Annotated in this window: 14 protein-coding genes and 1 pseudogene; 11 read left to right on the forward strand and 4 right to left on the reverse strand. The window is 75.3% G+C overall.

All coding sequences use genetic code 11. The features are described from left to right. Together V9U69_RS07740 and V9U69_RS07745 are read right to left on the reverse strand one after the other, a co-directional pair. Window positions 1–190 (reverse strand): annotated as a pseudogene (locus V9U69_RS07740) (TraR/DksA family transcriptional regulator); the annotation flags it as partial. Next, the gene (locus tag V9U69_RS07745) at window positions 187–1,353 is read right to left on the reverse strand and encodes a pyridoxal phosphate-dependent aminotransferase (RefSeq protein WP_442907668.1); all 1,167 of its coding nucleotides are present in this window, start codon (window positions 1,351–1,353) and stop codon (window positions 187–189) included. The gene V9U69_RS07745 and the pseudogene V9U69_RS07740, both read right to left, overlap by 4 nt. Before the next feature lie 266 nt (window positions 1,354–1,619). On the opposite strand from V9U69_RS07745, the gene rpsB reads away from it, so the two are divergent. The 7 genes from rpsB (at window position 1,620) to V9U69_RS07780 (ending at window position 7,838) form a co-directional block, all read left to right on the forward strand. After that, window positions 1,620–2,555 carry a 30S ribosomal protein S2 gene (rpsB, locus tag V9U69_RS07750; protein ID WP_337060960.1) on the forward strand — a complete coding sequence of 312 codons (936 nt, stop codon included), beginning with the start codon at window positions 1,620–1,622 and terminating at the stop codon, window positions 2,553–2,555. A 96-nt stretch (window positions 2,556–2,651) separates the two neighbouring features. Continuing rightward, window positions 2,652–3,479 (forward strand): translation elongation factor Ts, encoded by an 828-nt coding sequence (gene tsf, locus V9U69_RS07755; protein ID WP_337060961.1) that lies wholly within the window; start codon window positions 2,652–2,654, stop codon window positions 3,477–3,479. 188 nt (window positions 3,480–3,667) lie between these two features. Further along, window positions 3,668–4,414: a UMP kinase gene (pyrH, locus tag V9U69_RS07760; protein ID WP_442907669.1), complete on the forward strand. Its 747-nt coding sequence runs from the start codon at window positions 3,668–3,670 to the stop codon at window positions 4,412–4,414. Between the two features lie 74 nt (window positions 4,415–4,488). Further along, window positions 4,489–5,046 carry a ribosome recycling factor gene (gene frr / locus V9U69_RS07765; RefSeq protein ID WP_242129577.1) on the forward strand — a complete coding sequence of 186 codons (558 nt, stop codon included), beginning with the start codon at window positions 4,489–4,491 and terminating at the stop codon, window positions 5,044–5,046. After that, on the forward strand, window positions 5,043–5,918 hold the full coding sequence (locus tag V9U69_RS07770) for a phosphatidate cytidylyltransferase (RefSeq protein ID WP_337060962.1): 876 nt from the start codon (window positions 5,043–5,045) through the stop codon (window positions 5,916–5,918). The genes frr and V9U69_RS07770 overlap by 4 nt, the downstream gene beginning before the upstream one ends. A 200-nt stretch (window positions 5,919–6,118) precedes the next feature. Then, window positions 6,119–7,222, forward strand: a complete 1,104-nt coding sequence (gene rlmN / locus V9U69_RS07775) for a 23S rRNA (adenine(2503)-C(2))-methyltransferase RlmN (RefSeq protein WP_337060994.1) — start codon at window positions 6,119–6,121, stop codon at window positions 7,220–7,222. 28 nt (window positions 7,223–7,250) lie between these two features. After that, window positions 7,251–7,838, forward strand: a complete 588-nt coding sequence (locus tag V9U69_RS07780; protein WP_337060963.1) for a DivIVA domain-containing protein — start codon at window positions 7,251–7,253, stop codon at window positions 7,836–7,838. A gap of 36 nt (window positions 7,839–7,874) precedes the next feature. Here V9U69_RS07780 and V9U69_RS07785 read toward each other — a convergent pair whose 3' ends face one another. Both V9U69_RS07785 and V9U69_RS07790 read right to left on the reverse strand, forming a co-directional pair. Continuing rightward, window positions 7,875–8,276, reverse strand: coding sequence for a pyridoxamine 5'-phosphate oxidase family protein (locus V9U69_RS07785; RefSeq protein ID WP_337060964.1), 402 nt, complete (start codon window positions 8,274–8,276; stop codon window positions 7,875–7,877). A 40-nt stretch (window positions 8,277–8,316) separates the two neighbouring features. Further along, complete coding sequence (locus V9U69_RS07790; RefSeq protein ID WP_337060965.1) at window positions 8,317–9,420, reverse strand: trypsin-like serine peptidase; 1,104 nt, start codon at window positions 9,418–9,420, stop codon at window positions 8,317–8,319. 122 nt (window positions 9,421–9,542) lie between these two features. Here V9U69_RS07790 and dxr point away from each other — a divergent pair, with 122 nt between their 5' ends. The 4 genes from dxr (at window position 9,543) to V9U69_RS07810 (ending at window position 14,398) form a co-directional block, all read left to right on the forward strand. Then, the gene (gene dxr / locus V9U69_RS07795; RefSeq protein WP_337060967.1) at window positions 9,543–10,802 is read left to right on the forward strand and encodes a 1-deoxy-D-xylulose-5-phosphate reductoisomerase; all 1,260 of its coding nucleotides are present in this window, start codon (window positions 9,543–9,545) and stop codon (window positions 10,800–10,802) included. Then, a complete protein-coding gene (locus V9U69_RS07800) occupies window positions 10,799–12,130 on the forward strand; it encodes a M50 family metallopeptidase (RefSeq protein WP_337060968.1) in 1,332 nt (443 codons plus the stop codon). Before dxr ends, V9U69_RS07800 begins: the two co-directional genes overlap by 4 nt. Before the next feature lie 126 nt (window positions 12,131–12,256). After that, a complete protein-coding gene (gene ispG / locus V9U69_RS07805; RefSeq protein WP_337060969.1) occupies window positions 12,257–13,417 on the forward strand; it encodes a flavodoxin-dependent (E)-4-hydroxy-3-methylbut-2-enyl-diphosphate synthase in 1,161 nt (386 codons plus the stop codon). 87 nt (window positions 13,418–13,504) lie between these two features. Then, on the forward strand, window positions 13,505–14,398 hold the full coding sequence (locus V9U69_RS07810) for a GNAT family N-acetyltransferase (protein ID WP_337060970.1): 894 nt from the start codon (window positions 13,505–13,507) through the stop codon (window positions 14,396–14,398). Window positions 14,399–14,404: the final 6 nt, after the last annotated feature.

The following is a 14,404-nucleotide window of genomic DNA, read 5'->3' on the forward strand; positions in this document are numbered from 1 at the left end:
GCACGGCGGCCACCTGGGCGCGCTCGAACGCCGTGGTGGCCCCCTCGGGGTCGTGCTCGTCGTCGGCGCCGCCCTCGGCGGCGACCTCGAGGGCGCTGGCGAGCTCGCGCTCCAGGGCCGCGACGCGCTCCAGGGCGGCGGTGCGCTCGGCCTCCAGGGCCGAGCGCACGTCGTCGCGCGCCGCGCTCACCGCGGCCGCAGCGCCTGCAGCCGCTCGCAGGCCTCCAGCAGCACCGCGTCGGACTTGCAGAACGTGAAGCGCACCAGCGGCTGCGCGGCCCGCGCGGCAGGCCCCCCCGGCGCGCAGAACGCGGCCACCGGCACCCCCACGACCCCCGCCAGCTCCGGCAGGGCGCGGCACAGGGCGGTGCCGTCGTCGAACCCCAGCGGCCGCGGGTCGGCCACGGCGAAGTAGGTGCCCTCCGGCACGCCCACCGCGAAGCCCGCCGCCACCAGCCCCTCGCGCAGCAGGTCCCGGCGCCGCTGCAGGTCCGCGGCCAGGTCCCGGTAGAAGCCGTCGCCCAGTCCCAGCGCCCGGGCCACGGCCGGCTGGAACGGCGCACCGCCGGAGTAGGTGAGGAACTGCTTGACGGTGCGCACGGCCGCGACCAGGTGCGCCGGGCCCGTGACCCAGCCGATCTTCCAGCCGGTCACCGAGAACGTCTTGCCGGCGGAGGAGACGGTGAGCGTCCGCTCCGCCGCCCCGGGCAGGGTGGCGAGGGGCACGTGCCGGGCGCCGTCGAAGACGAGGTGCTCGTACACCTCGTCGGTGACGACGACGGCGTCGTGCTCGGCGGCCAGGTCGGCCACCGCGCTCAGCTCCTCCCGGGTCAGGACGGTGCCGGTGGGGTTGTGCGGTGAGTTCAGCAGCACCAGGCGGGTGCGGGGGGAGAAGGCGGCGCGCAGGCCCTGGAGGTCCAGCGCGAAGCGCCCGGAGCCGTCCGCGGGGGGCAGCAGCGCCACCGAGCGCTGCACCGCGCCGGCCAGCGCGATCACCGCGGCGTAGGAGTCGTAGGCGGGTTCGAGCACGACGACCTCGTCGCCGGGCTCGGCCAGCGCCAGCACGGCCGCGGCGACGCCCTCGGTGGCGCCGGCGGTCACCAGCACCTGGGTGTCCGGGTCCAGCTCGACGCCGTGGAAGCGGCGCTGGTGCTCGGCGACGGCGGTCAGCAGCTCGGGCGCGCCCGTGCCCGGCGGGTACTGGTTGCGCCCGGTGCGGATCGCCTCGGCGGCGTCGGCGAGCAGCGAGGCCGGGCCGTCGGTGTCGGGGAAGCCCTGCCCCAGGTTCACCGCCCCCGTGCGCTGCGCCAGCGCCGACATCTCGGCGAAGATGGTGGGGCCGAAGCGGCGCATGCGCTGCACGACACCACCGCGGTCGAGACCGGTGCTCACGAGCCGTAGACTAGGCGGGCACGTCGTGCGCGCTCTTCCCCGCGGGGGGGCGCGGTCGGCGTGACACCGCGCCCCCGCTACCCGCGTCGCGCGGAGCCACCCCTCTCGGTCCGCCGCGCCCCGGCGGTCGGGGTGAGCTGCCGGGGGCCAGGCGCGGGGGATCGCCCGGTCCGCCGCGGAGAACCGATCGGCCCCCGCCGCGGGGGCCGGCACGAGGAGGACCACCCATGGCCGTCGTGACGATGCGCCAGCTGCTCGAGTCCGGTGTGCACTTCGGGCACCAGACGCGCCGCTGGAACCCGAAGATGAAGCGCTTCCTGTTCACGGAGCGCAACGGCATCTACATCATCGACCTGCAGCAGTCGCTGTCGTTCATCGACCGCGCCTACGACTTCGTCAAGGAGACCGTCGCCCACGGCGGCTCGATCCTGTTCATCGGCACGAAGAAGCAGGCGCAGGAGCCCATCGCCGAGCAGGCCCGCCGCGTCGGGATGCCCTACGTGAACCAGCGCTGGCTGGGCGGCATGCTCACCAACTTCTCCACCGTCTCCAAGCGGATCGCGCGCCTGCGCGAGCTCGAGGAGGTCGACTTCGACGACGTGGCCGGCTCCGGCCTGACGAAGAAGGAGCTCCTGGTCCTGCGCCGGGAGAAGGAGAAGCTGGACAAGACCCTCGGCGGCATCCGCGACATGTCCAAGGTGCCGTCCGCGGTGTGGATCGTCGACACCAACAAGGAGCACCTCGCCGTCGACGAGGCCAAGAAGCTGAACATCCCGGTCGTGGCGATCCTGGACTCCAACTGCGACCCGGACGACGTCGACTACCGCATCCCCGGCAACGACGACGCGATCCGCTCCGTCACGCTGCTGACCCGCGTCATCGCCGACGCCGTCGCGGACGGCCTGCAGGTCCGCCACGGCGGCGGCAGCACCACCGACGCCGAGCCGCTGGCCGCCTGGGAGCAGGACCTGCTCGCCGGCAGCGAGAACATCCAGTCCGGCGGCTCCGAGAGCATCGCCACCGCCGAGGGCTCGGACCGCCCGGAGGCCGCCGCGGCCGCCGCCGCCACCGGCCAGGACGCCGAGGCCGTCGCCCTCTCCGGCGACGAGCCCACCGAGGCCGAAGCTCCCTCGCAGACCGTCGGCGCCAGCACCCAGGCCTGACCGCGCACGCCCCGGGCCGGCAGCGGCCCGGGGCGTCCGTGCGTCCGGCCCCACCCACCTCGAGATCGTCCCGACACCCCAGGAGGAGAAGGACCGATGGCTGCGTACACCGCCGCTGACGTCAAGAAGCTGCGCGAGATGACCGGCGCGGGCATGCTCGACTGCAAGAACGCGCTCGTGGAGTCCGAGGGCGACTTCGACAAGGCCGTCGAGCTGCTGCGCATCAAGGGCCTGAAGGGCGTCACCAAGCGCGAGGGGCGCGACGCCTCCAACGGTCTGGTGGCCGCGCACGTCGACGGCGGCGTGGGCGTGCTGGTCGAGGTCAACTGCGAGACGGACTTCGTCGCCAAGGGCGAGCGGTTCATCGAGCTGGCCGACCGCGTCCTGCAGCAGGCCGTGGCCACCGGTGCCGCCGACGCGCAGGCCCTGCTCGCCTCCGACCTGGACGGCAAGACCGTCCAGGAGGTGCTCGACGAGGCCAACGCGACGATCGGCGAGAAGATCGTCGTCAACCGCGTGGCCCGCGTGGAGGGCGCGCACGTGTCCTCCTACCTGCACAAGACCGCCAGCGACCTGCCGCCGACCATCGGCGTGCTGGTGGCGCTGGACTCGGCGAACGACGAGCTGGGCCGCGACGTCGCCATGCACGCGGCGGCCATGTCGCCGATCTTCCTCAGCCGCGACGAGGTCCCCGCCGAGACGGTGGAGAACGAGCGCCGCATCGCCGAGGAGACCGCGCGCGAGGAGAAGAAGCCCGAGGCCGCCCTGCCCAAGATCGTCGAGGGGCGCGTCAACAGCTACTTCAAGGACAACGTCCTGCTGGAGCAGCCGTTCGCCAAGGACCCCAAGCAGACGATCACCAAGCTGCTCGACGGTGCGGGCGTGAAGGTGACGGGCTACGCCCGCATCCGCGTCGGCGCCTGAGACGTCCCACCGCGGGGCGGGCGGACCTCCGGTCCTCCCGCCCCGTTCGCGCGTCCGGAGCACCCCGCACCCGTCCGGACCAGCGCACCGCCGGCGCGTGCCGTCCCGCACGCGCCCGTGCGGCACACTTCCGAAGAGCCGACCCCCGCAGTGAGGAGACCCGCGTGCCGGACACCACCGAGCCGAGCCTGACCGTCGACCTGGAGGCCGGCACGGTCCAGCCCGCGCCGAAGTACCGCCGGGTCCTGCTGAAGCTGTCGGGGGAGTTCTTCGGCAACGGCTCGGTGGGCGTGGACCCCGACGTGATCGCCCAGGCGGCCCGCGAGATCGCCGCCGGCGTCAAGATGGGCGTGCAGGTCGCCATCGTCGTCGGCGGCGGCAACTTCTTCCGCGGGGCGGAGCTGTCCCAGCGGGGCATGGAGCGCAGCCGCGCCGACTACATGGGCATGCTGGGCACGGTGATGAACGCCCTGGCGCTGCAGGACTTCCTGGAGCAGGCCGGCGTGGACACCCGCGTGCAGACCGCCATCACCATGGGGCAGGTCGCCGAGCCGTACATCCCGCGCCGCGCCATCCGGCACATGGAGAAGAACCGCGTGGTCATCTTCGGCGCGGGCGCGGGCATGCCGTACTTCTCCACGGACACCGTGGCCGCCCAGCGGGCCCTGGAGGTGCGCGCCGACGCGGTCCTGATGGCCAAGAACGGCGTCGACGGCGTCTACACGGGCGACCCGCGCAAGGACCCCACCGCCACCAGGATCGACGAGATCACCTACGCGCAGGCGCTGCAGCAGGGGCTGCGCGTGGTGGACACGACCGCCTTCAGCCTCTGCATGGACAACGGCCTGCCGATGGTCGTCTTCGGCATGGAGGGCCAGGGCGTGGCGCGCGCGCTGCGAGGTGAGAGGATCGGCACGCAGGTGACCGCCGGCTGAGCAGCGCCGGGCCCTCCGGGCCCGCCGCTCACCGCGGCCACCGTCACGCGCCGGAGCAGGACGAAGGGACCACCGTGATCGACGACACCCTCCTCGAGGCCGAGGAGAAGATGGACAAGGCGATCGACGTCGCCAAGGAGGACTTCGCCGCCATCCGCACCGGCCGGGCGAACGCTGCGATGTTCCACAAGGTCCTCGTGGACTACTACGGCGCGCCGACGCCGCTGCAGCAGCTGGCCTCCTTCCAGATCCCGGAGGCCCGCTCGGTGCTCATCACGCCGTTCGACCGCGGCGCCATGGGCGAGATCGAGAAGGCCCTGCGCAACTCCGACCTGGGGGTCAACCCCGGCAACGACGGCCAGGTCATCCGCGTGGTGCTGCCGCAGCTGACCGAGGAGCGGCGCAAGGACTACATCAAGCTCGCCCGCACCAAGGCCGAGGACGCGCGCGTGTCCCTGCGCAACGTGCGCCGTCGCGCCAAGGAGGAGCTGGACCGCATCGTCAAGGACGGTGAGGCCGGCGAGGACGAGGTCGCGCGCGCCGAGAAGGACCTCGAGGCCACGACGAGGAAGCACGTCGAGGTCGTCGACGACCTGCTGAAGAACAAGGAAGCGGAACTCCTGGCGGTGTGAACGCGCCCGCACCCGACGCGGCCACCGGCGCCGCGCGCGCTCCCCGTGCCGGGCGCAACCTGCCCGCCGCCGCCGGCGTGGGGGTCGCGCTCGGCGCGCTGCTGCTGCTGAGCCTGTTCGTGCGTCCGGAGGCGTTCGTCGTCCTCGCCTCCGCCGCCGTGCTGTACGGCACGGTCGAGGTGGTCCGGGCCTTCCGCGCCCACCACCTGCGGGTGCCGCTGCTGCCTCCCGTGGTGGGCACCCTCGCCATGCTGCCCGGCGCCTACCTCGGCGGCGGCGAGACCCTGCTGGTCGCGTACGCCCTGACGGTCCTCGCGGTGATCGTCTGGCGGGTGGTGGACACCGGCGGCGACCACGGCAGCTCGGTCGAGGTGCCGGCCGTGCGCGACGTCGCCGGCGGCGTCTTCATCGTGTCCTACGGGCCGCTGCTGGGCTCGTTCGCGATGCTCATGCTCGCCGCCCCGGACGGTCCCTGGCGGGTGCTGCTGTTCGTGCTGCTCGCGGTGGCCAGCGACGTCGGCGGCTACGCGGCGGGCGTCTTCCTCGGCAAGCACCCCATGGCGCCCTCGGTCAGCCCGAAGAAGTCCTGGGAGGGCACGGCGGGTTCCCTGCTGACCGGCGCCGTGCTCGGTGCGGTGTGCCTGCCCCTCATGCTCGGCGGGCCGTGGTGGGGCGGCCTGCTGCTGGGCCTGGTGACGGTCGCGGTCGCGGTCCTGGGCGACCTGTCGGAGTCCATGCTCAAGCGCGACCTGGGCATCAAGGACATGGGCGACCTGCTGCCCGGCCACGGCGGGGTGATGGACCGGCTCGACTCGCTGCTGCCGACCGCGCCCGTCGTGCACCTGCTGCTGCTCGCCCTGCTCGGCTCCTGAGGGCCGTCCCCGCACCGCTCGCGGGCCGCGGGGGCGGTGCGCGGGCGCCTTACCATGGGAGGACCATGCCGACTCCTCCCGCCCCCGCCGCCGCGGCGGACACCCCCCAGGACGCCCCGCAGGACTTCAGCCAGGACTTCGCCCGCGACGCGGACCGCCGCCCGCTGCCGCTGGCGCCCGCGAGCCCCGGCGCGCTGGTGATGACGGCGCCGCGCCGCGGCAAGCCGCCGCGCCACTTCAGCGACCTGGAACCCGGGGAGCGCGCCGCCGCGCTCGCCGAGCTGGGCGAGAAGCCGTTCCGCGCCCGCCAGCTGGCCACCCAGTGGTTCGAGCGGCTGGAGGACGACCCGGAGCGCATGACCGACCTGCCGTCGGCCAGCAGGCGGCGCATCGCCGACGCCCTGCTGCCCACCCTGCTCACGCCCGTGCGCACCCTCACCGCGGACGGCGGCACCACCGTCAAGACGCTGTGGCGGCTGCACGACGGGGCGCTCGTCGAGTCGGTCCTGATGCGCTACCGCAACCGCGACACCCTGTGCGTGTCCAGCCAGGCCGGCTGCGGCATGAACTGCCCCTTCTGCGCCACCGGTCAGGCGGGGCTGACCCGCAACCTGTCCACCGCCGAGATCGTCGAGCAGGTCCTGGCGGCCTCGCGCGCCCTGGCCCGCGGTGAGGTCGCCGGCGGCCCCGGCCGCGTCTCCAACGTCGTCTTCATGGGCATGGGGGAGGCGCTGGCGAACTACCGCTCGGCCGTCGCCGCGGTGCGCCGGCTCACCGCCCCCGCCCCGGACGGCGTGGGCATCTCCGCGCGAGGGCTGACGATGTCGACCGTCGGACTGGTGCCGGCCGTCGACAGGTTCGCCGCCGAGGGGATCCCCGCCACCCTGGCCCTGAGCCTGCACGCGCCCGACGACGAGCTGCGCGACGACCTGGTGCCGGTCAACCGCCGCTGGAAGGTCGCCGAGGCCCTCGACGCGGCCCGGCGCTACTTCGACGCCACCGGCCGGCGCGTCAGCATCGAGTACGCCCTCATCCGCGACGTGAACGACCAGGCGTGGCGCGCGGACCGCCTCGGCAAGCTGCTCAACGCCCGCGGGCGCGGCTGGGTGCACGTCAACCCCATCCCGCTGAACCCCACCCCGGGCTCGAAGTGGACCGCCAGCGACCCCGCGGTGGAGCGGGCCTTCGTCGCGGCCCTGGAGGCCCGCGGCATCCCCACCACCGTGCGCGACACCCGCGGCAGCGACATCGACGGCGCCTGCGGCCAGCTCGCCGCGGTCGCCCCCGAGCAGCCGCGCGCGTGAGCGGGGCTCCTGCGCCGGGGGTGCTGCGGTGACCCAGGAGCTCGAGGAGCGCGGGGAGCGGACCGGTGCGCTCGGGCGCCGCCCGCCCCGCACGAGCCGGTGGCGGCGCGGGTACCGCGTCGCCGACGTCGACGCCTTCCTCGAGCACGCCGCGCGCGCCGTGCCCGCCCGCCGGCTCGGCTCGGCGCAGGTGCGCGCCGTGGGGTTCGGCTCCCAGTTCGGCGGCTACGACGTGGCCGCCACCGACGAGGCCCTCGCGCGGCTGGAGGACCGGCTGGCCCGGCTGGAGCGCGTGCGGGCGCTCTCGGGCCCGGGGCAGGGGCAGTGGGCCCAGCGGCACGCCGCGCTGAACGCCGCCGTGCTGGGGCGGCTGGACGAGCCGGACGGTGAGCGGTTCCCCCGCGCCCGCGGACTGCGCCGCGGCTACCGGCCCTCCGACGTGGACGCCCTGTGCGCCCTGCTCGCCGACAGGTACGCCGGCCGCGCCCGCCTGGAGCCGGAGGACGTGCGCTGCGCGCTGTTCCGGCCGCGCCGGGGCCGCCGCGCGTACCGGGAAGCGCCCGTGGACGCGTTCCTCGACCGCGTCGTGGAGCTCATGGTCTCCCACGAGCCCTGACGGGGTGCCGCCCGGCGCCGTCGACGGCCGGGGGTTTCAGTCCCAGGGCGGCACCGACCCCAGCACCCGGTCCACGGCGACGGCGACCACGACGCGCTGCGGGTTGGCGCGGGGCACGCGGTAGCGCTCGGCGTAGCGCCGCTCGGCGTCGGCGACGTCCTCGGGCGTCGTCAGCACCCGCGCCGCCCCCTCCAGCGCGAGCCAGCGGCGCCCGTCGACCTGCGCCAGCACGGCGCGCGTGCCGCGGCGGGCGTGCGCGGCCTTGCGCGAGGTCCCCGAGGTGATCACCCGCACCGTCAGCGTCGCCGGCTCGAAGGTGAACCCCACGGGCACCACGTGCGGCGAGCCGTCCGCGCGCAGGGTCGTCAGGGTCGCCAGGTGCCGCTCGCGCAGGAAGTCCAGCGCGGCGGGGGGCAGGTCGTGCGGGTCCAGGGCCACGGGGTGAAGCTACGCGCTGCGCCCCGCGGGCCCGGGTCGCTCAGGGCACCGGCACCGCGGCGGCCTGCTCGTGCAGCGCCCGCTCCACGTCGCCCAGGCGGGGGCCGTAGAGGCGCTCGGGAGCGGCGCTGTAGCTGAAGCTGACCACGGAGGTGACGGTGCCGGTGCCGACCACGGGGTCGAAGCCGGACAGCCACGGCCCGCCGCTGGAGCCGCCGCCCATGTCGCACAGGGTCCCGTGGTCGCTGGTGCCGCCGGCGTCGGGGAAGCGCCAGCCGGTGCAGTGCTGCAGCGTGTACCCGTCCCCGCTGCGGCCGGCGGCGGGGTAGCCGAAGACGGTCACCCGGTCCAGGGCGGCGCCGAAGGCGATGTCCAGGGCGCCTGTCGTGTCGGCCAGGGTGGCACCGTCGTGCCGTCCGACCACCACGAAGCCGACGTCGTGGTTCAGGGCGGCGGGCGTCTCCTGGTCCTCCTGGAGCCACTCGGCGGTGGTGAAGGTGCGTACCGCGGGCCAGCGGCCGTACGGCTCGGCGGCGCCGTCGAGGCCGGGGACGTAGATGACGTTCTCGGAGGTCCGGCCCCGCTCCGTCAGGCAGTGCCCGGCCGTGACCACGACGCTCTCGTTGCCCGAGCGCACGCTGCTGGCGGAGCACTCGTACGGCAGCCCGCCCTGCGTGAAGTAGAGCCGGCCGATCTTCGGGGTGACGGCCGGCTCGCCCCTCCACGGCGTGGCGACGCTGACCGCGTCGCCGGTGACGACGTCGGCGGTGCCGCGCTGGCGGCGCACGACGGACGGGAGCCCCTCCGCCGCCAGCGTGCGCACCGCGTCCGCGGGCGGCTGCGGGTCGCCGCTCGCCGTGTCGGCCGCGCCCGCACCGCTCGCAGGGGCCGGCGCCAGGGCTGCGGCGTCCACGTCGGCGGACGCGGGCAGCGCGGCGGCCATCCGCTCCGGTGTCCAGTACTCCAGGGCCGACGCCTGCGCGGCGCCGTCGGAGCGCGAGAGCAGCTCCGCTGCACCGGCCGAACCCGTCGACGCCGACGCCGCGGCGCCGGTCAGGACCGCGGGTGCGGTGGCGAGGGCCGCGAGGGCCGCGGTGAGGCCTCGGGTCCGGCGTCGGGTCCGGCGGCGGTGGCTGGCGGGCATGTCGGCTGTCCTCCCGTGGAGCGGTGCGCTCGGACCATCCTGACCGATGACGGAGCCCCGCGCGGCCACCGGAGGGGAAAGGCCGGTCCCGCGCCGCTGCGGGGCCCGGTCAGAATGACCCGGTGAGCACCGAGCCGCCGCCCGCCGCGCCCGCCCCGGCCCCGGCCGGCCACGCCCCCTCCGGACCGTCGCCGGAGCCGGTGCGCGAGGTGGTGCTGTTGGGCAGCACCGGCTCCGTGGGCACCCAGGCGCTGGACGTGGTCGCCGCCGCACCGGAGCGCTTCCGCGTGGTGGCGCTGGCCGCCGGCGGCGCGGACGTGGACGCCCTGGCCCGCCAGGCCGTCGAGCACGACGTGGCGCTCGTGGCCGTGGCCCGGCCGGAGGCGCAGGCGCCGCTGCGCGAGGCGCTGGCGGTGCACGCGCGCGCCGCCGGCCGCCCCGGCCGGGTGCCGCGGGTGCTGGCCGGCCCCGACGCGGCCGCCGAGGCGGCGGCCCACCCCTGCGACGTGGTCCTGAACGGCATGACCGGCTCGGTGGGGCTGCGCCCGACGCTGGCGGCGCTGGCCGCCGGGCGCACCCTGGCGCTGGCGAACAAGGAGTCCCTGGTGGCCGGCGGCCCGCTGGTCACCCGCGCCGCGGCCCCCGGTCAGGTGGTGCCGGTGGACTCCGAGCACTCGGCCCTGGCGCAGTGCCTGCGCGGCGGCGCCGCGGGGGAGGTGCGCAGGCTGGTGCTCACCGCCAGCGGTGGTCCCTTCCGGGGCCGTTCCCGCGACGAGCTGACCGGCGTCACGCCCGAGCAGGCCCTGGCGCACCCCACCTGGTCGATGGGGCCGGTCGTCACGACGAACTCCGCCACGCTGGTCAACAAGGGCCTGGAGGTCATCGAGGCCTCGCTGCTGTTCGGCGTCGGCTACGAGCGGATCGAGGTCGTGGTGCACCCGCAGTCGGTGGTGCACTCGATGGTGGAGTTCACCGACGGCTCCACGCTGGCCCAGTGCTCCCCGCCGGACATGCGCCTGCCGATCGCTCTGGGGCTGGGCTGGCCGCGGCGCGTGCCGGGGGCGGCGGCCGCCGTGGACTGGACGCGGGCGGCGAGCTGGACGTTCGAGCCGCTGGACACCGCCGCGTTCCCGGCGGTGGACCTGGCGCGCGAGGCCGGCCGGCGCGGCTCCACCGTCCCGGCGGTCCTCAACGCCGCCAACGAGGAGTGCGTGGCCGCCTTCCACGCCGGGCGCCTGCCCTTCCTCGGCATCGTCGACACGGTCGCCCGCGTCGTCGGCGAGCACTGCCCGGGCGGTGACCCGCGCGACGTGGAGGACGTGCTGGCCGCCGAGGACTGGGCCCGCGCCCGCGCCCGCGAGCTGACGGGCGCGGCGGCGTGAGCGAGGTCCTGCTCTGGGTCGTCGGGATCCTCGTGGCGGCCGTCGGCGTGGCGGTGTCCATCGCCCTGCACGAGGTGGGCCACCTGCTGCCGGCCAAGCGCTTCGGCGTGAAGGTCACCCAGTACATGGTCGGCTTCGGGCCCACCCTGTTCTCCCGCCGGCGGGGCGAGACCGAGTACGGCGTGAAGGCGATCCCGCTGGGCGGCTACATCCGCATGATCGGGATGTTCCCCCCGCAGCCGGGGGACGAGCCGGGGCGGGTGCGGGCGAGCTCGACGGGACGCTGGGCCCTGATGGCCGAGGAGGCCCGGGCGGCCAGCTTCGTGGAGGTCGGCCCGGGGGAGGAGCACCGGACCTTCTACCGGCTGCCCGTCGCGAAGCGCATCGCGATCATGTTCGGCGGCCCGTTCGTCAACCTGGTGCTGGCGCTGGTGCTCACCGCCGTGGCCGCCAGCGCCATCGGCGCACCCGGGCTGGTGCCCACCGTCTCTTCCGTCTCGCAGTGCGTGCTGCCGGCCGGGACCACCGCCTCCGAGTGCGGCCCGGACGACCCGCCGGCGCCCGGCGCGCGGGCCGGCCTGCAGCCCGGTGACACCGTCCTGTCGTTCGCCGGGCGGGAGGTGACCGGCTGGGAGCAGCTCTCAGACCTCATCCGGGCCTCCGGCGGGCGAACGGTGCAGGTCGTCGTCGAGCGCGACGGGCGCCGGGTGGAGCTGACCGCCACCCCCGTGCTCACGCGGCGCGCCGTGCTGGACGAGCGCACCGGCGAGCCCACCGGTGCGGTGGAGGAGGTCGGCTTCCTCGGCGTCTCCCCGAGCATCGCGGTGGTGCGCACGCCGCTGGCCGAGGTGCCGGCCGTGGTGGCCGGGCAGGTCGCCGGTGTGGCGAACATCGTGCTGCGGCTGCCGCAGCGGCTGGTGGACGTGGCGCAGGCCGCCTTCGGCAGCGAGGCGCGCGACCCGAACGGGCCCATCGGCGTGGTCGGCATCGGCCGCATCGCCGGGGAGCTGAACGCGCGGCCCGCGATCATCCCCGGCGACGAGCTCGCCGAGCGCACGTCCCGGCTCGTCTCGCTCCTGGCCGGGCTGAACGTGGCGCTGTTCGTCTTCAACATGATCCCGCTGCTGCCCTTCGACGGCGGGCACATCGCCGGCGCCCTGTGGGAGGTGCTGAAGAAGGCGCTGTTCCGGTTGCGCGGGCGGCCCGACCCCGGACCGGTGGACGTGGCCAAGGCGATGCCGCTGGCGTACGGGGTGTCCCTGGTGCTCATCGGGATGAGCGCGCTGCTGCTGTACGCCGACATCGTCCGGCCCGTCACCCTCGGCTGAGGGGCCGCCGCAACGCCCCCGGGTCCGGCCTCCCGGGGTCCGCGTCGCGTGAACGGTCGGTGGCGCCCCGGTGGACGCCGGCGCCCGTGGTCGTCGGGACCGCCGCGCGGGTCGATACTGGAGCGCGTGACTGTGAGCCTCGGTCTGCCCGCCCTGCCGCCGCCCGTCCTGGCCCCGCGCCGCAAGACGCGCAAGATCAAGGTGGGCTCGGTCGACGTCGGCGGCGACGCGCCCATCTCGGTGCAGTCGATGACGACGACGCCGACGACGAACATCAACGCCACCCTGCAGCAGATCGCCGAGCTGACCGCGACCGGCTGCGACATCGTGCGCGTGGCCTGCCCCAGCGCCGACGACGCCGAGGCCCTGCCGATCATCGCGAAGAAGTCGCAGATCCCCGTCATCGCGGACATCCACTTCCAGCCCAAGTACGTCTTCGCCGCCATCGAGGCCGGCTGCGCGGCCGTGCGCGTGAACCCGGGCAACATCCGCAAGTTCGACGACCAGGTCAAGCAGATCGCGCAGGCGGCGAAGGACGCCGGCGTCTCGATCCGCATCGGCGTCAACGCCGGTTCCCTGGACCCGCGCTTGATGCAGAAGCACGGCAAGGCCACGCCCGAGGCGCTGGTGGAGTCCGCCGTGTGGGAGGCGTCCCTCTTCGAGGAGCACGACTTCCACGACTTCAAGATCTCCGTCAAGCACAACGACCCGGTGGTCATGGTCCGGGCCTACGAGCTGCTCTCCGAGCGCGGCGACTGGCCCCTGCACCTGGGTGTCACCGAGGCCGGTCCCGCCTTCCAGGGCACCATCAAGTCCGCCACCGCCTTCGGGGCGCTGCTCAGCAAGGGCATCGGCGACACCATCCGCGTCTCGCTGTCCGCCCCGCCCGCTGAGGAGGTCAAGGTCGGCATCCAGATCCTGCAGTCGCTGAACCTGCGCCCGCGCAAGCTGGAGATCGTCTCCTGCCCCTCCTGCGGGCGGGCGCAGGTGGACGTCTACTCCCTGGCCGAGGCCGTCACCGAGGGGCTGGAGGGCATGAGCGTGCCGCTGCGGGTGGCGGTCATGGGCTGCGTCGTCAACGGCCCCGGTGAGGCGCGCGAGGCGGACCTGGGCGTGGCCAGCGGCAACGGCAAGGGGCAGATCTTCGTCAAGGGCGAGGTCATCAAGACCGTCCCCGAGCACGCGATCGTCGAGACCCTCATCGAGGAGGCGAACCGGCTGGCCGCCGAGATGGGCGAGCCGGCCGACGACGCCGCCGCGGGCAGCCCGACCGTCACCGTCGGCTGACGGCCGGCCCCGTGCGGTGGGGGCGCGGCGGGGGGCCGCGGCGGGGGTCGCGTGGACGCCTCGCCCCCCGCGCGACAGGATGCCGGGGTGCACCCGTCCCCGTCCGCGGCCACGTCCGCGGGGTCCGCAGCGCCCGGGACCCTGCGCGTCCTCACCGGCGCCGACGCTCCTGCCCTGCTGCGGCTGTGCGAGCGCGACCCGGTCGCCAACCTCTTCGTCTCCGCGCGGGTGCTCGGCCTGGTGGCCCGGCCCGGTACCGACCTGGGCGGGCAGGTGTGGGGCTGGTTCGAGGGCGGTGAGCTGGTGTCCGCCTGCTGGGCCGGCGCCAACCTCGTGCCGGTCGAGGCGACGCCGGCCGCCCTGGACGCGTTCGCCGCGCAGGCCCGCGCCCAGGGGCGGCGCTGCTCCTCCCTGGTCGGCCCCGCCGAGCCCGTGCTGGCGCTGTGGCAGCGCCTGGAGCGGCACTGGCGCGGGGTGCGCGAGGTGCGCGCCCGCCAGCCGCTGATGGTGTGCGACGGCGAGCCGGCCGTGGCCGCCGACCCCGCGGTGCGCCGCGCCACCCTGCGCGAGCTCGACCTCGTGGTGCCCGCCTGCGTGGCGATGTTCACCGAGGAGATCGGCTACGCGCCCGCCCCGCCCGACGGCGGTGGCGCCTACCGCGCCCGCGTCGCCGAGCTGGTCTCCACCGGCCGCTCCTTCGTGCGCGTCGACCCGGGACCGGCCGGACCGGAGGTCGTCTTCAAGGCCGAGCTGGGCGCCGTCTCGCCGAAGGTGGTGCAGGTGCAGGGGGTCTGGGTGCCGCCGCACCGGCGCGGTGAGGGCCTGGCCTCCCCGGGCATGGCGGCGGTCGTGCGGGCCGCCCGCGCCGAGGGCGTGGACGTGGTCTCCCTGTACGTCAACGACTACAACACCAAGGCGCTGGCGGCCTACCGCCGCGTGGGCTTCCGCGAGGTCGGCACCTTCGCCACCGTCCTGTTCTGACCGCGC

It is taken from the genome of Kineococcus sp. G2 (assembly GCF_037154035.1).
In the GTDB taxonomy this organism is placed as follows: Bacteria; Actinomycetota; Actinomycetes; order Actinomycetales; family Kineococcaceae; genus Kineococcus.